This is a genomic window from Bacillus sp. CPT56D-587-MTF (assembly GCF_058792335.1).
In genome coordinates, this window is sequence record NZ_JBYTEF010000001.1 from 3,015,373 (window position 1) to 3,037,600 (window position 22,228).

Consider the following 22,228-nt stretch of genomic DNA (forward strand, 5'->3'; position numbering starts at 1 on the left):
CAGCATCGTGCTGCAAACCTTTTTTCATCACCAAAATATACCGATAATTGCTAACCCACCTAAAATCATACCACCAATTTGTCCAACAATTGTTGGTGATAATTGAACACCTTTTCTCACTTCAACAACTGGTCTTTCGTGCCTTAGTTGCTGCACTTCGCTTTGCAGTTGATGTACACTTCCGTGTAACTCTTTAATTAGTTCCTTTAATTCAGCGACCTCTTCATTTACTGGTTTTGCTTTTTCTAAATTCATTTTACATAACTCCTTATAAATTCAATCAGTTCACTGTAAATTTTCGCTAATTATCATTATATCTCCTGCATACTACATATATAATATTGAATGTATTCGCTAATCTTGCAACCCTATCCATTCATCCCGCAATATCCCCATAATGATACGATCAAAACACTTCCCATCTCTTTGAACCGCTTCTCTCATACACCCTTCCATCTGAAAACCTATCTTTTTATACAACGCAATGGCTGCTTTATTATAAGAAATCACATCCAGACCGACGCGGTGTAAATTCAATTCATAGAAAGCATACTTTAAAATAAGATGTATTGCTTCTTTCCCATATCCTTTTCCTCTATCATTCGCATCTCCTATACCAATGGCTAATAAACCTGTTCTGTTATTCCACTCTATACCATGAATCGCCACAAAACCAATTAAGCCATCTTCTTGAACTGTCCTTACCATGAAAGAAACACTATTCGATCTTCGTCCTTTTAATAACCCATCACTTGCTATTTCATTTAAAGATTGCGGGAATGCTACATCTGTATCAACATTTCTTAAATACTCACTATCTTCTTGCCACATAGCCATTACTTCAGCATCTGTTTCTCTCATAGCTGATAATTTAATCGTTTTATTTCGAAAAAGATTCATTGTCATTTCAAACTCCCCCTTTTTTAATAACGGGGATACTTATTTTAGCCTATTTATCCCCTTGTTCCATAAACTGCTTTATAAACGGGATACTTACAATAAGCGCTGACATTGGCACATCTCCTCTACGTTAAATTAAATTCATTGTATAATTTTTCATTTATTCTAACAATAAAAAAAGACCCTCTAAATTTAGAGGATCTTCCTAACGACGAATCGATATTATTTCGTAAACATTTTCTCCGCTTCATCCATTGCCATTTTGTTTCCTAAAGCAGAATAGTCAAGCCATGGTTGATCATTGATAATGTATACGTGCTTGCCTTTAACTGCTTTTAAGTCTTTCCAGATTGGTGTTTCTTGAAGTTGTTTAAATGCAGCTTTTGCTTTATCGTCTCTGTTTACAACAACGAAAATAGCATCTGCATCAAAGTCAGGTAATACTTCTTGTGAAATGACTTCGAAAGGACGGTTTCCATCAATTTTCTCTACACCATTTGCAGGTTGTAACCCTAGGTCTTGGAATAAAATTGGTCCCATCGGTCTTTTCGTACTAAATACACGCAATTCTTTTGCAGTAACGCGAATTGCCATTACTTTTTCGTTATTACCTAGCTCTTTATCTATTAAACCTTTTACTCGTTTTGATTGCTCTTCGTAATCTTGAATATATTTATCTGCTTCTTTCTCACGGTTTACAAGTTTACCAACTTGTTTTAAATGCTCTCTCCACGTACCTTCATCTAAATTGAAAGAATGTGTTTTTGCAATTTTTTCGTATTTCGCTACATCTTTACCAGCATATTTTTCATCAACATAAATGTCAGTTGGCTTTAATTGAAGTAACGCTTCCATATTCGGATCTGTTACAACACCAAGCTTCTTCGTATCTTTCAACTTCTCTTTAGCGTGCGGTAAGAAATCTTTTAAATCTCCACCAATAACAGAACCTACTGGTGTAATTCCTAATGCAAGTAAATCATTCGTTAAATGAATAGACATTGAAGCAATTTTTGGGTCATTACTTTTTTCCGTTTTTTTCGTTGCCTCTTCATTAGCTTTCGTTTGACCACATGCTGCTAATACTAAAATACACATCATGCTAAATAAAATAGTAAGTTTCTTTTTCATATGTTCTCCTCTTTGAAGTATTTATTTTGTTTTTGTAAGTAAATAAAGAAAATACGGTGCTCCTAAAGTTGCCACTACTATACCAGCTGGAATAGAGTTTGGCTCAAATATAGAACGACCTATCGTATCTGCTAGCACTAAAATAATCATTCCGATAATGCCAGCTAAAGGAAGAAAGTGTTGATATGTAGTACCTACTAACTTCCTTGCGATATGCGGAGCAACTAAACCGATAAAACCAATTCCTCCTGCCATCGATACACTTGTGCAAGATAATCCAACCGCTGTAGCTAAAAGTAATAACCGTTCTTTTTGAACAGAAACACCAAGTCCTGCTGCTACACTATCACCTAGTGACAATGCATTTAACGTTTTAGATTTTAGCCACGCATAAGGGGTTAGTATGAAAATCCAAGGTAATAATGCAAGGACATGAATCCAATCCCTTCCCCACACGTTACCAACTAGCCATCTAGAAGCGAATGTATACGTCTCATCATTTAACTTGAGAGAGAAAAATAGCGAAATTGCACTAAAGCCAGCTGAAACTGCAATACCGACGAGAATAAGTCTAATGGGAAGTAAACCTTTTGACCGATCACTCGCAAGTAAAATAATAAGAAATGCAGCTAATACTCCTCCGCCAAATGTAAATAACGGTATTAAAATGGATGCACTCTCATTAATAGAATGAAAGAGAGTAACAAATACGATAAGACCGAAAGATGCACCTGAATGCAACCCTAAAATACCAGGATCTGCAAGTGCATTACGTGATAACCCTTGCAAAATCGCACCGGAAATACCAAGACCAATACCGGCTAACATCGTGATTATTATTCTTGGCATACGATAATCATATAGCACGGTTGCACTCTCAAAATTACCATAACCCAAAAGTGTTTCAATTACTCTAAGTGGCGCTATACTCAGTGTCCCTGTATTTAAACTAATTAAAATTACAGCGATACTTATACATCCGAAGATTGTAGTTACAGTAATAGCTCTCTTTTTATCCGTGTTAAAAAGATCTTTCACTTATAACTCCCTCCCAACTTTACGTGCTATATAGAGAAAGAACGGAACTCCAACAAGAGCTACCATAATCCCTATCGCAAGTTCCTTAGGAGGATTTACTGTTCTTGCCCCTAAATCAGCTACAACTAATAACATAGCTCCTAATAATGCTGACATAGGAATAATGAGTCTATAATTCACACCAACTAATTTTCTAGCAATGTGCGGGATAACTAGTCCCACAAATCCAATAGAACCAACAGTTGAAACAGAAACACCTGCCAGAATAACTACTATAATCATCCCTAGTATTCTCGTTCGGTTCGTTTTCACTCCTAAATTTGTAGCAACATCATCCCCCATTGATATGAGTGAAATAGATTTCCCTAGCATTGTCGCGAAAATAATCGTTATAAGAATAATAGGAACTAAAAATTTCAAGTGTTCCCACTTAACCCCTGCAACACCACCAGCATACCAAAACGCTAAATCTTGGCTTAAATCATAATAAATCGCAACACCTGAACTTAATGAATGTAAAAGCGCTGCCATAACCGCTCCAGCAATCGTTAACCTCATTGGTGTTAACCCGCCTGATGTTGCTGATCCAATAACAAAAATAAGTACTGTGCTTAAGACTGCTCCAATAAAGGAAACAATCATTAAATAGGAATACGGCATATGCGGAAAAAAAGCAAAACTAAGTGCTACTACAAACATCGCACCTGCATTTATTCCGAGTACACCTGCATCAGCTAAAGGATTTCGTGTTATACCTTGCATAACAGCACCAGCAACCGCAAAAGCTGCCCCTACAACTGCTGCACCAATTACTCTCGGGAGCCTTAATTCATAAATAATTTGGTGCTGCGTTAATTTCGGATCGTAATTCAAAATCGCTGCCCACACCGTTTGTAAATGAATATCTTTTGCACCAAATGAAATGGCTAAAAATATAGATCCAATTAAACATAAAATTGTTAAGCTCATGAAACATATGAACTTAATATGTATCCAGCGGTTATTACCAGCATGTACAGTAGACTTATGTAACATGTTTCATTTCATCCTTTATATTCAGTTGTTTTTTATAATTATTTTTTATTTATAATTATTATTGATAATAATTATCATTTTCATTTAGATATTATATCCCCACTTTTTTTAAATAGCAAACTATTTTTTCACTTCGCTAAATATTAAAATACTCATTACAATTCCCTTCTAAAACTTACAAATACATGCAAAATAGACTACTGGATTATTTTTTAAATTGTAGTATACTTATTAATTATTTTGATTTTTCTAATAAAAATCCCGAAGGTGACACAATGTTCTATATAAAACAACTACTACACTTCACTTACGAGCAAGCATTATCTTGCTTATTCCCAGTCATTATTTTCTTAACACTAGCCCTTTCAAAAATCGTTTCTATTCCAGGGTTATATCGCTATGATTTCATACTCATCGCATGTCTTCTTATGCAGTGGATTATGTACAAGACTGGACTTGAGACGAAAGACGAATTAAAAGTAATTACTGTCTTTCACCTCATCGGCCTTTTACTAGAAATATATAAAGTTCATTTCGGTTCATGGAGTTATCCTGAAGAGGCGTATTCAAAGATTTTTGGAGTTCCGCTTTACAGCGGCTTTATGTACGCGAGTGTCGCAAGTTACATATGCCAAGCGTGGAGAAGGTTGCATTTACAAATGCATTATTGGCCGAAAGCTATTTTTACCGTGCCATTAGGAGCAATGATTTACTTCAATTTTTTCACGCATCATTTTCTATACGATTTTAGATGGTTCTTAACTTTACTTCTATTCATCGTTTTCTTTCGGACATTTGTGGAATTTTCATTACGAGGCGTTACATATAAAATACCACTCGTTCTCTCCTTTTTCCTTATCGGTTTCTTCATTTGGATTGCAGAGAACATCGCAACATTTTTCGGAGCATGGCAATATCCAAATCAACGGGAAGCATGGAATCTCGTTCACTTAAGCAAAATTAGTTCATGGTTTTTACTCGTTGTTATTAGCATTATGATTGTCACGCAGCTCAAACATTTGAAGGAATCAAAAAGATAATGCTAATTATGTAAAAACAGTTAGCCCATCACTCATTAGAGAGTGATGAGCTAACTGTTTTTAGTAATATTTTTTAAACCGTCCTTATCAAGGGAGTTATAATTTACAAGAGTATAAGCAATTACACATTATGAACTGCTACTAGCAGAAGATGTTGCTACAGATGAAGCGGCAATCGTTGCCATCATGGCTGCCTGTTGTGCTTGTATGAGGACTTCTATCATTGTTTGTAAACCTGTGTTAGTAGCTTTACTTTCCTCACCTTTCTGACTTACGAACAGTTGAATAGCAATAAGAATAGTTGTATCTGTATGCCAACGGAACAATTTATCCCCCTGCAATTTTTCAATAAATGCTCGAATAGAATGAATCTCTTTTTCTCCGTCCTCGAGTAACGCTAGTAGCCCGATAGCTGGGTAATGCATCTGTTTTACTTTTACCTTTTCTTGCTTTAACAAATTCCATATATTTGTACATTTTGCAACTAATAGTTCTTCCCTGACATCCTTCTTTAGTGAAAGAATATGACTCAAAAATTGAAGATCATTCCCTTTACGCAAACCAGCTGTCGCTAGTTTCTGATAAAGACGTTCCACTCGGTCCATAAGTGTTTCTACATGCTCTGATTGTCCTGCTAATAAAACTGCGAGCGGATAATCATTTGTACTTGTAAGAAAGAGGTGATCCTTTTTCATGCGTTTATATACTTGCATCGAACGCTGAATGTGCGCGCCATGCTGTTCATTTTCTTCTGTTAAAAGCACAGCTGCTGCGAGATAAGTAAATATACTCCGGCTAAAGCCACCAGTGACCAATTGTTCATATAAATCTAAAAACTTCCGAAAAGCTTCCTTGTAATCTGTAAAGTGAATATCTAATGTTGCGGCCACTACAAAACGATGATAAGACTTTAAGTATGAAAACATCCCTACCTGATTCTTAATATAGCTACTAATTTCTAAAAAACGTCCGAGATCAAACAATTTATCACTACCTGCATACATAGCAGCAATCATCATTCCTGTTCGAGAATCACTCGTTTTCCATTTTAGTTCTCCCTTTAACTGTACATATGTATGTTTATATTGCTCCAACTTTTGCTCTAATGTAATCATAGTATTCACCCCTATTTCTAGTTCTTCTCTATTATTATACGTATATTCCATATTTAGGAATACTATAATTAATAATCACAACATAAAAAATTATAAAATTCTCTAATCCTTCAAGAAGTTATACAAAAAAGGTAGATAATAATTTATCTACCTTTTTTGTATATATTATTTAACATTACAACTGTATTGCTTGTTATATGCAATTAAGACTAAAGAGCTTTAATAATACGTTCCATCGCCTTCATTTGCCCAATATGATCAGCTTCATGATAAAGCATCATACCGTAAAGCTCCCCTACTGTTTCCAATCCTAGGAATGGCTCTGGCAGTTTATTTTCAAATGCTTCTGCTGGAATTTCGTTAATACGTTTTGCTTGTTCTTTTAATTGAGCCGTTAACACTTCTAACGATGGTCCTTCTGTCGTCCATTTAGATGGTCTTGATCCATATCCAAACATACCTGGATATTCAGTTGGCAATTGTTTAAATTCTCTTCCGAACATGAAAGTCTCTGCTGCTGTTAACACGTGACCGATATGCCAACGAATTGTATTGTTAAAACCCTCTGGCTGCGTATCCACAGTTTTATCATCTAACGTTTCCATAAATTTAAGTAACGCCCCGCGCGTTATTTCAAATTGTTTTAAACCCACTATTCTATTCATTTTATCGTTCCCCTTCTTGATGTACAATTTATTATGAACTAAGAATGTTCAACTTATTAAAGTTTCACCTTGTTTAATCTATCAGAAACAAATAAGAAATACATATATGCTTATTAAAAATAATAAAAAGGTTCACTCCTCGTAAATATAGAATTACTTACTATGTTAATAAAAGAGGAGTGTACTTGCATGTTACATATTTTAAAACAACAATATAATCTTATTAGCTCTACAAGAGAAACTCTATTTTCGTTTTTGGAAGAAATCCCAGTAGAAAAATTACATAGCACAGTTTCTAATTTCGGAAGCGGTAGCATTATAAAAACTCATATTCATGTAGCCGATTGCTATCGATACTGGCTTGGATCATTCGCATTCAAGCAAAAAAGAGCAGATTTTTCATTTGCTAGCGATTACGAAATTGAGCATGCAAATGTGGAAAAAGTTCGCGCTAGATTTAAGTTAGTAGATGAGACTGTACAACATTTTTTAGATGAATACAATGACCGTTGGCTCGAAAATATAGCAAATGAAGTGAAATGGCAAAAAGAACCTTGGAGCACAACTCCGCTATGGCTTTTAACTCATACGGAGACGCATGAATTTCACCATAAAGGACAAATTGTATCTATGGCTCGTCACCTTGGATATACTCCTCCTGATACAGACCTTAGTTAATACATTCGTGTTCATTTAAAAGCGGAATGAGCAGCAAGAATAATAGTATGATTAAAAAACTCGTTGATACATTTTGTTGTGTATAAAACATTTATTATTTGTTTTAGGTATACCATGCCATTATAAAATTCATGTAACATCGAATTAAGATTCATATTTTTTATGTAACTCATTGAAGAAAGTTAAGTATTTATACATTCAATTACTAACTAAAGGAGAAAATTATAATGAGATTAGAGAGCGAGAGAATTTATTTAAGGCCTCTTTGTCAACTAGATGCTCCTATTATATTAGAAAGTACAATGGATGATGAAATAAGATATATGACTGGAACTAAGTCCACTTTTTCATTGGAGCAAATTACGAAACATATAGATCATATAAATAATGATTCAAGTCGCTATGATTTCGCTATTTGTTTACAAAGTACTGACAAGATGATTGGAGAGTTGTCGATTTTAGATATCGATGAGGAGAACAAAAGAGCAGGATTCAGAATATCAATGCTTTCAATAGCATTAACAGGACAAGGCTATGGAACGGAAGCTATTAAAATAGTTTTAAGATTTGTTTTTGAACAACTATCATTAAATCGTTTACAGTTAGAAGTATTTAGCCATAATTTACGCGGAATTAAAGCTTATGAAAAAGTTGGTTTTGTAAAAGAAGGAACCTTACGTCAATCTTTATTTTATAACGATACATACTCAGATGAAATTAGTATGGCCATACTTAAAAGCGATTATATAGAGAGACCTTTGTAAATGGATGCACTTAATCTATTAAACAAATTTAAAGAACCTTACCACAATAAAATGCAGTAAGGCTCTTTCATTTTTATATCAAATAACAGCTCTTAAAACATGTATAATCGTATTAATACCAAATAGTCTCCGCATAATTATATGCATCACTATTCGGAATTGCATGTTTCCCCTGCGCTTGCGCCTTTCTTGGATCTAAATCATATACCATTGGCGTATAGCATGATGTTTGCCCTTTATTTACAACACCATTTCCTCCAGCACTTCCGCAAGTGTATGCCTTTCCATCTGTTTTTCTAACAATCCTTGCATCAGCTTCATTATTATAAACTGCCAGGCGAGTTACAGTAACTTTTGCCCACGCTGTTTTACACGTCTTGCTAAATTTTAATTCCACATAAGAATTTGAATCAATCCACTTCTTTTCTTTCGTTACTGCTGATTGATCACAGCTATTGTAGTAAGGACTTTTCCCATCATATGAATGGTCTTCTGCAAATGCTTTATCATTATTCGTCGTACTAAAAACACTAGTTACGATGAGCAATGCCAGACAAAGACATGCGCTTACCTTTTTAAAAAACTTCATAGAATTTCACTCCTTTATTAATAACGTGCTGTTTTCCCGTAACCATTATTAATCGTCACCGCTTCGGCATCAGCTGTATAACCAAAATCAGCAGTTAAATCAAACACCATTCCTGTATACGTACTCGTTTGTCCTGTTTTAATTGCCCTATTGCCACTATTAGAGTCTACTGATTTTTGGAATACACCATTTTTATATTTATTAATAACAGCGTAAGCATATCCCCCTCCAGAAACAGAAGGAGCTGGTTGATCTAAAACAAGCTTAGACCACGCTGCATGACATTTATTACTGTAACGTAAATACACTGTCCCTACTTTTTTACTACCTTCATATACAGCTGTAGATTTTGCATTAAATCCATCTGCATCACACGTCGTACTTCCCCCGTATACTTTCGTTGTTGCTGGATTTTTCCCGTCATAATAACTGCTTAAATCAGTAGCTGCAAATGTACTTCCTTGGAAACTAAATAATACCCCTACACTCGCTGCACTTAACACACATACTTTCATTAGCTTTTTAAACATTGTAAATCTCCTCCCTCAAAATAAGTACGTTTATCTATCCCCTATGTACGCCCCTCCTTTCATGCTGCCTAGAGGCATCTTACAGAAACGAATAAAAGTTGTAAATTCCCTTACGATTATTGGAATATACAAAGAAATTTACTTATCCTTTTAAGAAAAAAAGTTGAGAAATACACATTTGAAGACATCCTTTATTTCAAACATAAAAGAACCGATACTTGTTACATGCAAGCATCAGTTCTTTATAAAAAATTGCCATTTTTTCTTTTTATAAAATAAATATTTCTCCACTTAATCCGTTGTAAAGAACTCCCTCGTTACATCAATAAATTGCTGCAGTGGCACTGTCATCCATTTGTCTTTATGCCAAGCAATTTGTGTATAAATTGGAGATATTGTTTCGTTTAACATTAACTCCTTTAACGTCCCTTCCCGTATATCTTTTTCTACTACTATCGCTGGTAAAATGGCTATACCTAAATCTGCAATAACACATTGTTTAATTGCTTCAACACTCACAAATTCAATTTTATTTGCTGGATATACACCTTCCCCGCGAAATAGCTCTTCAAATAAAGTCCGATACGAGCAGCCTAATTCTGTTAGTAACAGTGTTTCACTCTCTAAATCTTTTATAGAAGCAGTAGTCTGTTCAAGTAAACGATGTGTAGGAGCAGCTACTACTTTTAATTCTTCTTTCATAAGCGGTTCCACATGTAAAACATCTTCTGTTTTACACTCATCCAAAATAAATGCAAGATCTACTTTTCCCTCCATCAATTGTTCCTTCGCATCTTTATTGGAATGTGCTGGTTTAAATATAAGTTTTATTTTTGGGAATTGTATTTTAAACCTCTTTAATATAGAAGGCAGTCTGTATGTACATTGACTTTCTTGTGCACCAATTATTAACGTACCTGCTATTTCTTCATCATCTTTCACAGCCATTTTCGCTTCGTTACTGAGTGCAATCATCTTGTCGGCATATAGTTGAAACTTCCTACCTGCTTCAGTTAAGAAAAGACGTTTCCCTAATCTCTCAAATAGTGGTGTACCGAGCTCAGCCTCTAATGTTTTAATTTGTGCTGTAACGCTCGATTGGGCAAAGTTTAATTTCTTCGCAGTTTGTGTAAAGTTCAAAGTATGTGCCGCTACTTTAAATGTAATTAACTGTTTTATTTCCATTTATCATCCCTCTTTTCAATCGATATTTCCGATTGATTCCATCGAAATAATCCTCTTTGTCTATTGATATTTGTATCGTATGATAAAGAACATCTATAAACAATATAAATGGAGGTATTCCATATGAAAGCACTTTGTTTCGAAACATTCGGAGACGCTAATGTTCTACACTATAAAGAAATACACGATCCAATCATAAGTCCAAATGAAATTCTTGTCCGCACGAAAGCAATCGGATTAAACTTCGCTGATATTTATAGACGCCGCGGCGACTATCATCTTGCTGGCAATCCGCCTTATGTATTAGGTTATGAAGGAGCTGGAATTGTTGAAAAAGTAGGAGCTGACGTTACTACTATCAACCTAGGAGACCGTATTGCATTTGCGGACGTCCCATTTGCAAATGCAGAACTAGTTGCCGTTCCATCTGAAAAAGTAATCCCACTGCCAGATTCTATTTCTTTTGAAACAGCCGCTTCTGTCTTATTACAAGGATTAACTGCACATTATTTAACGCACGATAGCTATCAACTAAAACAAGGTGATATAGCTTTAGTACACGCTGCAGCTGGTGGCGTCGGTCAACTTCTTATTCAAATGATTAAACTACAGGGCGGAACAGTAATTGGTCTTACATCATCAAAAGAAAAAGCAAAGATAGCTACATTAGCTGGTGCCGATCACGTATTTTTATATACCGAAGCATGGCATATGAAAGTACTGGAAATGACTAATGGAACTGGAGTAAATGTTGTGTATGAATCAGTAGGTTCTACATTAGGGGAAAGTTTTAACGCTACTAAAATTGGCGGTACTGTCGTATTTTACGGAATGGCTGGTGGTAATCCTGCGCCAGTTGATCCGCGTATGCTTATGGATACTTCAAAAACTTTAACTGGTGGAGACCTTTGGAACGTGCTTACCACTTATGAAGAACGTAAAAAACGATCTACTCAATTATTCGATTGGATCGCAACTGGAAAATTAAACATTTCAAATCCTACTACATTCTCTTTACAAGACGGTGCTCTTGCTCATGAATTATTAGAGAGCCGTAAAAGCACAGGGAAGATTTTATTAATCCCATAATTCACAAAATGAAAAGGAAGCTAGATTTCTCTACCTTCCTTTTCTTATTTCTATTTGAGATTTAATTATATTTCCACACTTTCTTTCCCTTTTGCAACATAACTCATATCTCCAACCGACTCGACTGTGTATGTTCCATCTTGGTATACAATTTTCGTCACACTAGCATTTTCCACCCCAAGTTTTGTTTTGCTACTGTCTAACATTTCTATTAAGGTAGTAATCAAAAGCCCATGAACGACAACTAAAACGTTACCGCCACCATTTCCAGCAGCTTCTTCACTAATTTTATCTATCTCAGCTTTTATGCGAGTAGAAAATAATTCCCAATCTTCCGCCTGTTTTGTAGGATCTGCTACTCTAATAAGATTAATCACTTCTTGAATAGAAAACTTCATAAGTTCTTCTGGTGATGCAACGCCTGCAGCTTTTCCAACCACATCCCACATATTCTCAAGTTTTTCACCTTCAAAAATACCGAAATTTAATTCTCGCAAATCTTTTCTTTGCTCAAGTTTTAATTTTGATTGCTCACTATATTTTAATACTAAATTAGCAGTTTCAATTGCGCGGCCGCTATCACTACTATATGCATTCATAAAATGAATATCTTTTAATCCTGTCCCTAAATTTGTGGCAACTTCAACACCTTTTTCTACTAATGGAGAATCAGCCCAACCTTGCGCGCGATGATTCGTATTTAATATTGTTTTACCGTGTCTTGTAACATATAACGTAACTGCATTCTCATTGCTATCTGTTTCTCGCTTATTCATTTCATTCTCTCCCTTTACGTTTCTATATCAATTTTACCACCTCAATTATTCATTGAGCAAAATATACGTCAGTAGATCCGCTTAATAAAAAAAGCTATCTTTCTGTATATCCATACAAAAAGATAGCATCTTTTATGATTACATTTCTTAACCGTTACTCCTACTCAGCAAAAGCACTCGAATATTGTACAATTCCTTTTACACCTCGAAGAGAATTTTCTGTTAATTCCATTATCATAAATACCTCTTCAGGCACTTCAAACGGTGCTTTTATATTCCACTCACTTGCTTTCTTAAAACCAAATTTCGGGTAGTACTCTGGATATCCCAATACTACAACTGATCCGTATCCAAGTTCTTTCGCTTTTTCTAATGCAGCTACAATCATTTTTCCACCAATTCCTTTTTTCTGATGACCCCTAGCAACTGAAACTGGTGCAAGCGCTAACGATTCTACAGAAGTTCCATCTTGTTCTATTGTAATTTTCGATAACATAATGTGACCAACTATATCTTCATCTACCGCAACAATTGATAACTCTGGAACAAACGCGTCACATTCTCTAATACGTTTTACAAGTTCATGTTCTGTTTTATCACTAAATTCTTCCTTTAAAAATGCTTCTTTTACGACTTCTTCTGTTTTTCTATAATCATTTTTTTGTTCTTGTCTAATCGTTACCATTTTAACTTATCCTCTATTCTTTCTTATTTCTTTTTGAATTTTACGCAGTGCTTTTTTCGATCCGCGCTCAATATCATGTTGCATTTTTCTTTCTTTATAATCAACAAATAGTGTATTTAAATCGTATCCTTCTGGATATAACTCCTTCGCTGCTACTTCTAAAGTAATACGTTTTACATTTACTTCAACGAATTCACCGTTATAATATACAACAACGTTATAAAAATTATCTTTTTCCTTATAGATGATACCAAAATCATCATGATCCAATAAATTAACACGATCGCCGATTTTGTACTCATAATGAGATTCTCTTTTTTCTTGTACGAATTTCGGTTTTCTAATTTTACTTTCATTCACTTTTTCTAAAGCGTACTCTTTATTTCCCATGTACTCTTTCGCCCTTTTCAGTACATGTTCTTTTACGTTCATTTTATTCGCAATCCAAAGTGCATTACTTTCTCCTGATTTTCCGATAACTAATTTATAAAGCGGCTCTAACGTTTCACTATTAAACTGCATCGCTGCATTCATAAAGTCATCATGCATTTCTGAGAATCGTTTAATTTCTCCGTAATGCGTACTCGCAACGGTAATACATCCCGCAAAGTACAACTCTTCTAAAATAGAAATTGCAAGTGCTGCACCTTCATTTGGCTCTGTACCGCTCCCTATTTCATCAAATAAAAGTAACGTATTATTATTTGACATCCTCATAATCTCAGAAAGATTTTTCATATGAGATGAAAATGTACTTAGTGCGTTTTCGATACTTTGATTATCACCAATATCTACAAATACATTTTCAAAAATAGCGATTTCTGTCCCTTTATCTCCTGCAATATGAAGACCTGACATTGTAGCTAATGTTAACAATCCAATCGTTTTTAACACAATTGTCTTTCCGCCCGCATTCGGCCCTGTAATAATTAAACTACGATACTCTTGACCAATTTTAAAATTCAAGGGTACAACTTGCCCTGTTAAAAGCGGATGCTTACAATTCACTAAATGAATGTAGCCATGATCATTTAACTTCGGTTCTATTCCATCAATCGATTTACTAAACTTCGCTTTCGCAAATACCATATCATACTGACTAATTAGCTCCATGTTAATCTTTATACTATAAATATTTTCTAATACCATCCCTGATAAAGTCGCTAAAATTTGATATTCTTCAACCGCTTCTTCTGCTTTCAAACCTGCTAGTTCTGCATTCAATTTCGTAACCGTATGCGGTTCTATAAATACAGTAGAACCTTTTGCCGAGGCTTCAATAATACTTCCGGCAACTTGGTTTTTATAGGAAGATTTAATTGGAATCGTATAACGGTCATCCTTTTTACTAATAAAGAATTCCTGAATGAATTTCTTATTTGCACTACTATTTAAAAACTTCGTTAAACGTTCTTTTATTTTCCCATCTACAGAATCGATATTATTTCGAATTCGTTTTAACTCTTTACTTGCAGCTGCATCAATACTATTTCCTTTAATTGAAAAGTTAATTTCCTCTTCAATACTTTTATATTCAGTCATTGAATTTGCATAAGAAGCTAATACTGGTGCAAAAAATTCTTTATCTAACATAAACCTTTTAATCTTTCTACATCCACGTAAAAAGTCTGAAACACTCACTAATTCTTCTGGATCTAAAATCATACCTTTTTCTAATTTTTGAATTGTACTAGCAATATTAGAAATGCCGAAGAAAGGAACATGCCCTTCTGCATCTAATATAGCTCGTGCTTCTGTCGTTTCATTCAGCCGATTTCTCACTACTTTTATACTCGTACTTGGCTCTAATTTGTTTAATAATTCCTTACCTAATCCACTTACACAATAAGATTTCACTATATCCTTTAATTCGTTATATTGTAATTTTTCAAAAGTCATCGTATTCATTTTGTTTCTCCTCACTATGATTGATTTTTATCATAAATGAAGATACCTACTCATTAGATTCCAATGAGCCATATAAAATTCCATAATTATACAATAAAAACATATACAAAAAAGCTGCGGGGATACCGCAGCTTTTACATTTACAAGGCATGTGTAATAACGTATGAGGAAATAAGCCATAAAAAATAGATGGCAGTCCCTTATTACACGCTTTATAAAGTATTGTAGGTATCTTCATAGGTTTTGAAATAAATGCATGACAAAATTAGGGGTATGATGTACATAAAAATCCCCTGGTCTTATCCGATTTATTTCATTAAATTTTTCCTATTTAATACCTACCGCACTCACAAAAAGCACCTCTCATTAATTTATATTATAATCATTGAAATCTAATTTATTGAAATCATCATACTATATGTTACGTGAGAAGTAAAGGTGTCATACTTTAGTAGTACGTAACTATAAATTTCAATATTGCTTAAATTAGGTCTATATTCGCTGAAGAGAAATTATAAGAAGCGCCTCCGCTATTGCGAATGTCATTTACTTCCCCAAATACATTTAATAATTATGACAAGCAATGATAGGAGGTTTACTATATGAATGAAGAGTATAGTATTTTACACGGACCTGCTCTGGGACCAAATTTAATCGGTCCCACACTACCATCAATTCCACCATTTACATTCCCCACCGGACCTACTGGAATCACAGGACCTACCGGCGCGACAGGTTTTACCGGAATTGGAATAACTGGTCCTACCGGGGTTACAGGTCCTACCGGAATCGGAATAACTGGTCCTACTGGGGCTACAGGTCCTACCGGAATCGGAATAACTGGTCCTACTGGGGCTACAGGTCCTACCGGAATCGGAATAACTGGTCCTACTGGGGTTACAGGTCCTACCGGAATCGGAATAACTGGTCCTACTGGCGCAACCGGTTTAGGGATTCTTCCCATATTTGGAACAATAACTTCTGAAGTAGGAATCGGTTTTTCAGCAGTAGTTAATACAAATATTAATTTTACCATTCCAGGACCTGCTAGTGGAACTACCCTAAATCCATTAAATAATTCTATTACAATTGATACCACTGGCGTGTACTCTGTATCCTTTTCAATTGTATTTGTAATACAAGCTATATCGTCTAGTATATTAAATCTTACAATAAACGATTCCATTCAATTCGCAATTGAAACGCGAGTTGGTGGTGCTTCTGGGGTGAGAGCTACATCCGCCAGAACTGATTTACTACCTTTAAATCAAGGGGATGTTCTTCGAGTACGAATAAGAGAAGCCACGGGTGACATTATATATTCCAATGCCTCTCTTGTTGTTATAAAGGTCGACTAGCTCTTTTATTACAATAAAGATTTATGAAAAATAAAGTGAAACTTTAATAAGCCCTCACCAATCGGGCTTCCCACAAATAGCGGGATAAATATGCACAATATAAAAAGAAGAGGAAAACTTATATTTCAGTCTACCTCTTCTTTTTCATCACCAAATTATTGTTGAACATATATGGAAACTGATCCTCCACTTACTTGGAACTGCCCCCATCCGTCCTTATTAATTGTTACAGTATTTGTTTGATTACCCGTAATATCGTACCATACTTCCCCTGCGTTATTCTTTCCAACATCCATCCACTTCGCCCCTCCTGGTCCATCAGAGATTAATGTTGCTAAACCAGAATTAGCATGTACACTATCACCTTCTCTTGTCCAGCCAATCACATCCGGATGATCAAAATAATCACGCTGCGTACCATATGCAAAGTTTTTTCGTGCCGTCAAAATCGGATCAATTTTGTCCTTTAACGCTGGAATTTCATAGTTACTATTTCCTTTTGTACCATAGTAATCACCATAGAAAACAGAAGGATACCCCTCTGCACGCGTTAAAATAAATGCATATGCCAGCGGTTTGAACCAAGGGCTCACTACAGATTCCAATGACTGACCAGGCTGTGAATCATGATTTTCAACTAGAGTAACCGCAAGTGTAGGATGATTCGCAACTACCGTTCCTTTTAAAATATTTCTCATATCATAATTTCCATTTCCTGTTGAAGCATAATGAAAATTATAATGAAGTGGTGCATCGAACACAGATTGATTATAATTAACCTTCGCTAAATAATTATTTAAAGTCTGGATATCATTTTGCCAATATTCAGCTACTGTAAACATTTCTTTCCCTGTTTGCTGTCTAACATGATTTACCCAATCGCGCAAATATTCATGATCAATATGTTTAACAGCATCTAAACGAAAACCATCTAAATTTAATTCATTCGCATACCACGTTCCCCATTTTTTCATTTCATTCGCAACATCTGGATGATCAAAATCAAGATCCGCATACATCAAATAATCATAATTCCCATTCTCGCTAGACACTTCCCAGTCCCATGCTTTACCTATGCCCCTAAATTTATAAATTCGGTTTAATTTCCTTCCTTCATCCCAATCCGTTCCGTCAAAATGATACCATTTCCATTTGAAATTAGAATAAGAATCTCCACGTCCTGGAAAGTTAAATCCCGTCCACGCACTAATTTCATAATCACCTGATACTTCAACATTTCGATTGCTCGGGTCTACCTCAACTGCTGTTACAGTTTCTGTATAATCAGCCCCACCTTTATGATTCATAACTACATCACCGTATACATCGATGTTTTTCTTATGTAAAGCGTCAATTGCAGATTTCAATTGTGCTTTCGTCCCATATTTCGTCCGCACTGTGCCCTTTTGATTGAATTCCCCCAGATCATATAAATCATATGCTCCATATCCTACGTCATTTTGCGTAGTTCCTTTATATGCAGGTGGTATCCAAACAGATGTAATTCCTTTTTCCGCTAAATTTTCAACATCAGTACGCAAACGATTCCAATGATTCCCATCATTCGGAGCATACCACTCAAAATACTGCATTAACGTTCCATTGTTAACTGTGTCTGCATATGCCTTACTCCCCTCATATAGACTAGGTAAAAACATAACAACTGACAATCCGACTATTGTTATTCTTTTAAACATCTGTACACTATCCCCTTCCAAGAAAGCGTTTGCATAGTTTATCAGAATTATTATAATATTCGTCCCACCGTTAGTAAAGTAGCAATCTCTCACTCTCCCATATTATTTTTAATCTAATTTCAAATATTCAACGTAGTTTTCATTTCACATCCTATTCAAGGTTGTTTACAATTTACCTATAAAAGCATAACGGAGGGATTTCGATGACAGACTTTCAAAAACAATTTTTCGCACGATTACATATAGAAGAAAAAGACACAGTTTCATTTGAAGATTTATCTAACATTATGTACGCAATGGCACAAACTGTTCCTTTTGAAAACTTAAATATTCTCGAAAAGAATTTTAAAGAAATATCAAAAGAAAATTTGAAAGAGAAAATTTTAGTAAATAACCGTGGCGGTCTTTGTTATGAACTCAATCCTACTATGTATTACTTCCTGAAAGATTCTGGATTCGATGTTCATCTCGTTTCAGGAACAGTTTATAACGCTGCAAACTCCATATGGGCTGTTGATTCTGGCCATATCGCAACCGTTTTAACACATCATAATGAACTTTATTTAATTGAAGTAGGATTCGGATCATACTTACCTCTTGCCCCTATCCCTTTCTCAGGTGAAGTCATTCACTCTGCTACAGGAGATTATCGTATTCGTAAAGAAATGACCGAAAAGGGAAACTACATTTTAGAGATGCGGAAAAACAATGAGTTCTTGGATCAATCTGCTGCTGATGATTGGACGTTAGGCTATGCATTTTATATAGAAGAAGTGGATGAAGAAAAAGCAAATACAGCACAAAAAATTATCGTTGAACATGAAGGATCACCCTTTAATAAAGTACCTCTTATTGTAAAACTAACTGAAGATGGGCATGCCTCTTTAACGAAAGATAGCCTTACAGTAGCGAAAAATGGTAAAAAAACGAAAGAAACCGTTACAGACATGCAATATACAAACCTTTTACATTCAAAATTCGGAATTACACTATAAGTATGTAAGCCTTGTTATTTTAGCAAGGCTTTTCAATTTTCAGCAGGGATTTTTTGCAATTTGTTGTATTTCATAGTTATATAGAAATATAACTACATGTTTAGAAAGGAAATGATTATGACAGAACTTAAAGATCGATTACAAGTAGCTGATATAGAAAAATGGGATTTAACAGACATTTACCATACAATTGAAGATTGGGAAAGTGATTTTCATAAAATTGAAGTATTAACGAAGGAATTACACGAGTTTAATGGCAATATTCACGATGGCAATAGTTTATTAGCTTATTTAACGAAGAGTGAAGAAATTTCTAGCATAATATCTTTAATGTTCGCTTATGCACGATTACAATCTGACCTTGATACACGCGATACTGACGCGCAATCTCTTGTCGATAAAGTATCACAATTACACGTAAAAGTAAGTGCGGCGAAATCTTTCTTTTCCCCCTTCTTACTTAGCATAGACGAAAGCACATTACATTCTTACATAGAAGAAACAGAAGGCTTACAATATTATAAAGAAGACTTGTTTGAATTATACCGTTATAAAAAACACGTATTGAATAAGGATCAAGAAGAAATTTTATCACAGATGGGTGAAGCTCTTTCTTCTCCACAGCACACATTTGGTATGTTAAACAATGCAGATATATTATTTGGTGAAGTGACGAATGACGATGGAGAAAAAGTGAACTTAACACGCGGAATGTATGCAAAATTAATAGAAGATACGAATCGTGAAAAGCGTAAAGAAGCTTATAAAGCATATTACAAACCATATGTTCAGTTAAAGAATTCCATCGCATCTACTTTATCCGCTGCTATTAAAAATAATGTTACTGTTTCGAAGCTAAGAAACTATCCATCAGCGCTAGAGAAATCATTATTTGGCGATATGGTTCCGAAAGAAGTATATGAAAACCTAATTGATACAACGAAAAAAAACATTCAAACATTACATACATACAATGAAATTCGAAAAGAAAAATTAAACGTAGATGAACTAAGACAATACGACTTAGGCGTCGATTTAGTAGAAGGTGCAAAACAAGACATCCCATATAGTGAAGCATTTGACATTATGATTGCATCACTAGCTCCTTTAGGAGAAGAATATATTGAGACATTAAAAAGTTTTAAAGATAAACGATATATAGACGTAAGAGAAACACCAGGAAAACGTTCTGGTGCTTATAACTTTGGTGTATACGGCGTTCATCCTTTCATTCTTTTAAATCATCACGATGATTTAAACAGCCTGTTCACTCTTACTCATGAATGCGGACACGGTATGCATACGCACTATTCACATGGATACCAACCAAGAATTTCTGCACATTATTCTATCTTTGTCGCAGAAGTCGCTTCAACAGTAAATGAAGTGTTATTAATTCACTATTTATTAAAAGAAGCAAAAGAAACGAACGTACGTAACCATTTAGTTAACCATTTTATTGAGAAATTTAAAGGTACTTTCTTTACACAAATTATGTTTGCAGAATTTGAAAAAATCACACATGAAATGGCTGAACAAGGTAAACCATTAAATGCACAAGTATTCAGTGAAATTTATGAAAAGCTATTTAAAGAATATAACGGTGATTCACTTGTATTTGATGAAGAAGTAAAATACGGATGGGCTAGAATCCCTCATTTCTATCGCCAGTTTTACGTATACAAATATGCAACTGGATTCGCATCTGCCATTCAAATCGCTGATAAACTATTAAGCGGTGATCCGAATGCTCAGAAAAATTATATTGAATTCCTTAAAGGTGGAAGTTCTGACTATCCACTAAACTTATTGAAAAAAGCTGGCGTCGATTTAACAACGCCAGAACCGATTGAAAGTGCATTGAAACAATTCACTCAACTTGTTGAGGAGTTTTCAACATTATAAAAAGCATGCAGAGTATATGCTCTGCATGCTTTTTATTTGAATTACTCTATTCTATATGCTGCTGCGTCACACAATGAATCATACCACCGTATGCATACAATTCGTTAACATATATACCGACAATTCTTCTCCCTGGAAATTGACCTTCAATGATTTGAAGCCCTAATTTATCATGTTCATCACCGTATATAGGTACCAATACAACTTCGTTACCAATGTAAAAATTTAAGTACGATCCTTTACAATCTGCTTCTTTTACCAATTTTCTTGTTACTGGTACTGGAATGAGCTGAAATGGCTTGCCATCTATATTTCTTGCTTGTCGCAATTCTTGATAATGCTTTTCGTACGCCTCCAAAAGATATGACTCTCCTTCACCGAAAGGATCATATTCATACAATATCGTATTTTCATTTACAAACCGTGCTGCGCCATCAATATGATAATCCGTATCTTCATCATAATTATCTTCTCCACGTATACCAGTTATCCATATAAAATTTGTTACTCCTAAATATTTCGTTAACTCCATTTCAATTTCTTTCTGACTTAGTGTAGGATTTCGATTTTCATTTATAATAGACGTTTCCGCCGCCATTAAGGTCCCGTTTCCGTTTGTCTCAATTCCCCCGCCCTCTAGACAGACACTAGATTCAACTTTTGGAATGCGATACATTTCACTTATTTTATTCGGAATATTAGCGTCGTTTTCGTACGGATATTTATTTCCCCAACCATTAAATATCCAGTGCGTTAGATAGCGGTTCCCTTCTTTATCTTTTACAAAGATTGGTCCGTTATCTCTTATCCAAATATCATCAGTTTCTTGAATTAAGAAATCAATTTTATTCATATTCACGTTAGCTTCCATTAACTTCGATTGGACATGTATTTTTTCTTCTTCATCACATACAACAATATGGACATTTTCTCCATAGTGAAGCTCCTTTGCCATCGATATCCAAATATCATCTAACTTAGCTCTGTAACCTTCACCCCTATGTGTTTTATCATGTGGCCATTGGAGCCATGTACCTTCATGTTTCTCCCATTCCGCAGGCATATAATACAAACTATTTTCTATATTTCTCATACGTGTTCACCCCTTATATGAATGTATGTCCAGTCTATACTTTGACATCGTG

At 34.9% G+C, this 22,228-nt stretch carries 22 protein-coding genes; 7 read left to right on the forward strand and 15 right to left on the reverse strand.

The window, feature by feature from the left end:
* Positions 1-27: 27 nt before the first annotated feature.
* The 5 genes from AC3WVZ_RS15535 to AC3WVZ_RS15555 form a co-directional block, all read right to left on the reverse strand.
* On the reverse strand, positions 28-255 hold the full coding sequence (locus AC3WVZ_RS15535) for a coiled-coil domain-containing protein (protein ID WP_001047304.1): 228 nt from the start codon (positions 253-255) through the stop codon (positions 28-30).
* A 99-nt stretch (positions 256-354) separates the two neighbouring features.
* The gene (locus AC3WVZ_RS15540; RefSeq protein WP_000178507.1) at positions 355-906 is read right to left on the reverse strand and encodes a GNAT family N-acetyltransferase; all 552 of its coding nucleotides are present in this window, start codon (positions 904-906) and stop codon (positions 355-357) included.
* 216 nt (positions 907-1,122) lie between these two features.
* Complete coding sequence (locus AC3WVZ_RS15545; RefSeq protein ID WP_000728218.1) at positions 1,123-2,031, reverse strand: iron-hydroxamate ABC transporter substrate-binding protein; 909 nt, start codon at positions 2,029-2,031, stop codon at positions 1,123-1,125.
* 21 nt (positions 2,032-2,052) lie between these two features.
* A complete protein-coding gene (locus AC3WVZ_RS15550) occupies positions 2,053-3,069 on the reverse strand; it encodes a FecCD family ABC transporter permease (protein WP_142408332.1) in 1,017 nt (338 codons plus the stop codon).
* Positions 3,070-4,104 carry a FecCD family ABC transporter permease gene (locus tag AC3WVZ_RS15555; protein ID WP_088054291.1) on the reverse strand — a complete coding sequence of 345 codons (1,035 nt, stop codon included), beginning with the start codon at positions 4,102-4,104 and terminating at the stop codon, positions 3,070-3,072.
* Between the two features lie 275 nt (positions 4,105-4,379).
* Here AC3WVZ_RS15555 and AC3WVZ_RS15560 point away from each other — a divergent pair, with 275 nt between their 5' ends.
* Entirely contained in the window at positions 4,380-5,144 is a 765-nt protein-coding gene (locus AC3WVZ_RS15560) for a DUF817 domain-containing protein (RefSeq protein ID WP_063245699.1), read from the forward strand.
* A gap of 128 nt (positions 5,145-5,272) precedes the next feature.
* Here AC3WVZ_RS15560 and AC3WVZ_RS15565 read toward each other — a convergent pair whose 3' ends face one another.
* Positions 5,273-6,310, reverse strand: coding sequence for a DUF4003 domain-containing protein (locus AC3WVZ_RS15565; RefSeq protein ID WP_002041575.1), 1,038 nt, complete (start codon positions 6,308-6,310; stop codon positions 5,273-5,275).
* Between the two features lie 158 nt (positions 6,311-6,468).
* Positions 6,469-6,924, reverse strand: coding sequence for a DinB family protein (locus AC3WVZ_RS15570; RefSeq protein ID WP_001080055.1), 456 nt, complete (start codon positions 6,922-6,924; stop codon positions 6,469-6,471).
* Positions 6,925-7,113: 189 nt separating this feature from the next.
* Here AC3WVZ_RS15570 and AC3WVZ_RS15575 point away from each other — a divergent pair, with 189 nt between their 5' ends.
* Positions 7,114-7,602 (forward strand): DinB family protein, encoded by a 489-nt coding sequence (locus tag AC3WVZ_RS15575; RefSeq protein ID WP_000902409.1) that lies wholly within the window; start codon positions 7,114-7,116, stop codon positions 7,600-7,602.
* 227 nt (positions 7,603-7,829) lie between these two features.
* Positions 7,830-8,366, forward strand: a complete 537-nt coding sequence (locus tag AC3WVZ_RS15580) for a GNAT family N-acetyltransferase (protein ID WP_001235429.1) — start codon at positions 7,830-7,832, stop codon at positions 8,364-8,366.
* A gap of 112 nt (positions 8,367-8,478) precedes the next feature.
* Here AC3WVZ_RS15580 and AC3WVZ_RS15585 read toward each other — a convergent pair whose 3' ends face one another.
* The 3 genes from AC3WVZ_RS15585 to AC3WVZ_RS15595 all read right to left on the reverse strand — a co-directional run bounded on the left by AC3WVZ_RS15585 (position 8,479) and on the right by AC3WVZ_RS15595 (position 10,670).
* Positions 8,479-8,955, reverse strand: a complete 477-nt coding sequence (locus AC3WVZ_RS15585; protein WP_233935041.1) for a DUF2690 domain-containing protein — start codon at positions 8,953-8,955, stop codon at positions 8,479-8,481.
* A gap of 17 nt (positions 8,956-8,972) precedes the next feature.
* On the reverse strand, positions 8,973-9,485 hold the full coding sequence (locus tag AC3WVZ_RS15590; protein ID WP_233935042.1) for a DUF2690 domain-containing protein: 513 nt from the start codon (positions 9,483-9,485) through the stop codon (positions 8,973-8,975).
* Positions 9,486-9,776: 291 nt separating this feature from the next.
* The gene (locus tag AC3WVZ_RS15595; RefSeq protein WP_233935044.1) at positions 9,777-10,670 is read right to left on the reverse strand and encodes a LysR family transcriptional regulator; all 894 of its coding nucleotides are present in this window, start codon (positions 10,668-10,670) and stop codon (positions 9,777-9,779) included.
* A gap of 123 nt (positions 10,671-10,793) precedes the next feature.
* Between AC3WVZ_RS15595 and AC3WVZ_RS15600 the strand changes: the two genes are divergently transcribed.
* Positions 10,794-11,759, forward strand: a complete 966-nt coding sequence (locus AC3WVZ_RS15600; protein ID WP_016124992.1) for a quinone oxidoreductase family protein — start codon at positions 10,794-10,796, stop codon at positions 11,757-11,759.
* Positions 11,760-11,824: 65 nt separating this feature from the next.
* Here the strand turns inward: AC3WVZ_RS15600 and AC3WVZ_RS15605 are convergent, their stop codons facing one another.
* The 3 genes from AC3WVZ_RS15605 to AC3WVZ_RS15615 form a co-directional block, all read right to left on the reverse strand.
* Complete coding sequence (locus AC3WVZ_RS15605) at positions 11,825-12,535, reverse strand: histidine phosphatase family protein (RefSeq protein ID WP_001042044.1); 711 nt, start codon at positions 12,533-12,535, stop codon at positions 11,825-11,827.
* Positions 12,536-12,695: 160 nt separating this feature from the next.
* Entirely contained in the window at positions 12,696-13,220 is a 525-nt protein-coding gene (locus AC3WVZ_RS15610; protein WP_233935045.1) for a GNAT family N-acetyltransferase, read from the reverse strand.
* A gap of 6 nt (positions 13,221-13,226) precedes the next feature.
* Positions 13,227-15,128, reverse strand: coding sequence for an endonuclease MutS2 (locus AC3WVZ_RS15615; protein WP_233935047.1), 1,902 nt, complete (start codon positions 15,126-15,128; stop codon positions 13,227-13,229).
* Between the two features lie 602 nt (positions 15,129-15,730).
* On the opposite strand from AC3WVZ_RS15615, the gene AC3WVZ_RS15620 reads away from it, so the two are divergent.
* Entirely contained in the window at positions 15,731-16,486 is a 756-nt protein-coding gene (locus AC3WVZ_RS15620) for an exosporium leader peptide-containing protein (protein ID WP_233935048.1), read from the forward strand.
* A 155-nt stretch (positions 16,487-16,641) separates the two neighbouring features.
* Here the strand turns inward: AC3WVZ_RS15620 and amyS are convergent, their stop codons facing one another.
* Positions 16,642-18,183 (reverse strand): alpha-amylase, encoded by a 1,542-nt coding sequence (amyS, locus tag AC3WVZ_RS15625; RefSeq protein WP_233935049.1) that lies wholly within the window; start codon positions 18,181-18,183, stop codon positions 16,642-16,644.
* Between the two features lie 203 nt (positions 18,184-18,386).
* Here amyS and AC3WVZ_RS15630 point away from each other — a divergent pair, with 203 nt between their 5' ends.
* Complete coding sequence (locus tag AC3WVZ_RS15630; RefSeq protein ID WP_233935051.1) at positions 18,387-19,178, forward strand: arylamine N-acetyltransferase family protein; 792 nt, start codon at positions 18,387-18,389, stop codon at positions 19,176-19,178.
* A 117-nt stretch (positions 19,179-19,295) separates the two neighbouring features.
* Positions 19,296-21,083 carry an oligoendopeptidase F gene (pepF, locus tag AC3WVZ_RS15635; RefSeq protein ID WP_233935053.1) on the forward strand — a complete coding sequence of 596 codons (1,788 nt, stop codon included), beginning with the start codon at positions 19,296-19,298 and terminating at the stop codon, positions 21,081-21,083.
* Positions 21,084-21,129: 46 nt separating this feature from the next.
* Here pepF and AC3WVZ_RS15640 read toward each other — a convergent pair whose 3' ends face one another.
* Positions 21,130-22,176 carry an agmatine deiminase family protein gene (locus tag AC3WVZ_RS15640; protein WP_065382386.1) on the reverse strand — a complete coding sequence of 349 codons (1,047 nt, stop codon included), beginning with the start codon at positions 22,174-22,176 and terminating at the stop codon, positions 21,130-21,132.
* Between the last annotated feature and the right edge of the window lie 52 nt (positions 22,177-22,228).

Excerpts from the sequence above, each read along its gene's own strand:
- AC3WVZ_RS15630 (WP_233935051.1), top strand. The coding sequence starts at position 18,387 with ATGACAGACTTTCAAAAACAATTTTTCGCACGATTACATATAGAAGAA.
- AC3WVZ_RS15555 (WP_088054291.1), bottom strand. The coding sequence starts at position 4,104 with ATGTTACATAAGTCTACTGTACATGCTGGTAATAACCGCTGGATACAT.
- AC3WVZ_RS15620 (WP_233935048.1), top strand. The coding sequence starts at position 15,731 with ATGAATGAAGAGTATAGTATTTTACACGGACCTGCTCTGGGACCAAAT.
- AC3WVZ_RS15605 (WP_001042044.1), bottom strand. The coding sequence starts at position 12,535 with ATGAATAAGCGAGAAACAGATAGCAATGAGAATGCAGTTACGTTATAT.
- AC3WVZ_RS15640 (WP_065382386.1), bottom strand. The coding sequence starts at position 22,176 with ATGAGAAATATAGAAAATAGTTTGTATTATATGCCTGCGGAATGGGAG.
- AC3WVZ_RS15580 (WP_001235429.1), top strand. The coding sequence starts at position 7,830 with ATGAGATTAGAGAGCGAGAGAATTTATTTAAGGCCTCTTTGTCAACTA.
- AC3WVZ_RS15570 (WP_001080055.1), bottom strand. The coding sequence starts at position 6,924 with ATGAATAGAATAGTGGGTTTAAAACAATTTGAAATAACGCGCGGGGCG.
- amyS (WP_233935049.1), bottom strand. The coding sequence starts at position 18,183 with ATGTTTAAAAGAATAACAATAGTCGGATTGTCAGTTGTTATGTTTTTA.
- AC3WVZ_RS15610 (WP_233935045.1), bottom strand. The coding sequence starts at position 13,220 with ATGGTAACGATTAGACAAGAACAAAAAAATGATTATAGAAAAACAGAA.
- AC3WVZ_RS15590 (WP_233935042.1), bottom strand. The coding sequence starts at position 9,485 with ATGTTTAAAAAGCTAATGAAAGTATGTGTGTTAAGTGCAGCGAGTGTA.
- AC3WVZ_RS15535 (WP_001047304.1), bottom strand. The coding sequence starts at position 255 with ATGAATTTAGAAAAAGCAAAACCAGTAAATGAAGAGGTCGCTGAATTA.
- AC3WVZ_RS15575 (WP_000902409.1), top strand. The coding sequence starts at position 7,114 with ATGTTACATATTTTAAAACAACAATATAATCTTATTAGCTCTACAAGA.
- AC3WVZ_RS15595 (WP_233935044.1), bottom strand. The coding sequence starts at position 10,670 with ATGGAAATAAAACAGTTAATTACATTTAAAGTAGCGGCACATACTTTG.
- AC3WVZ_RS15585 (WP_233935041.1), bottom strand. The coding sequence starts at position 8,955 with ATGAAGTTTTTTAAAAAGGTAAGCGCATGTCTTTGTCTGGCATTGCTC.
- AC3WVZ_RS15600 (WP_016124992.1), top strand. The coding sequence starts at position 10,794 with ATGAAAGCACTTTGTTTCGAAACATTCGGAGACGCTAATGTTCTACAC.
- AC3WVZ_RS15545 (WP_000728218.1), bottom strand. The coding sequence starts at position 2,031 with ATGAAAAAGAAACTTACTATTTTATTTAGCATGATGTGTATTTTAGTA.
- pepF (WP_233935053.1), top strand. The coding sequence starts at position 19,296 with ATGACAGAACTTAAAGATCGATTACAAGTAGCTGATATAGAAAAATGG.
- AC3WVZ_RS15560 (WP_063245699.1), top strand. The coding sequence starts at position 4,380 with ATGTTCTATATAAAACAACTACTACACTTCACTTACGAGCAAGCATTA.
- AC3WVZ_RS15615 (WP_233935047.1), bottom strand. The coding sequence starts at position 15,128 with ATGAATACGATGACTTTTGAAAAATTACAATATAACGAATTAAAGGAT.
- AC3WVZ_RS15540 (WP_000178507.1), bottom strand. The coding sequence starts at position 906 with ATGACAATGAATCTTTTTCGAAATAAAACGATTAAATTATCAGCTATG.
- AC3WVZ_RS15565 (WP_002041575.1), bottom strand. The coding sequence starts at position 6,310 with ATGGAATATACGTATAATAATAGAGAAGAACTAGAAATAGGGGTGAAT.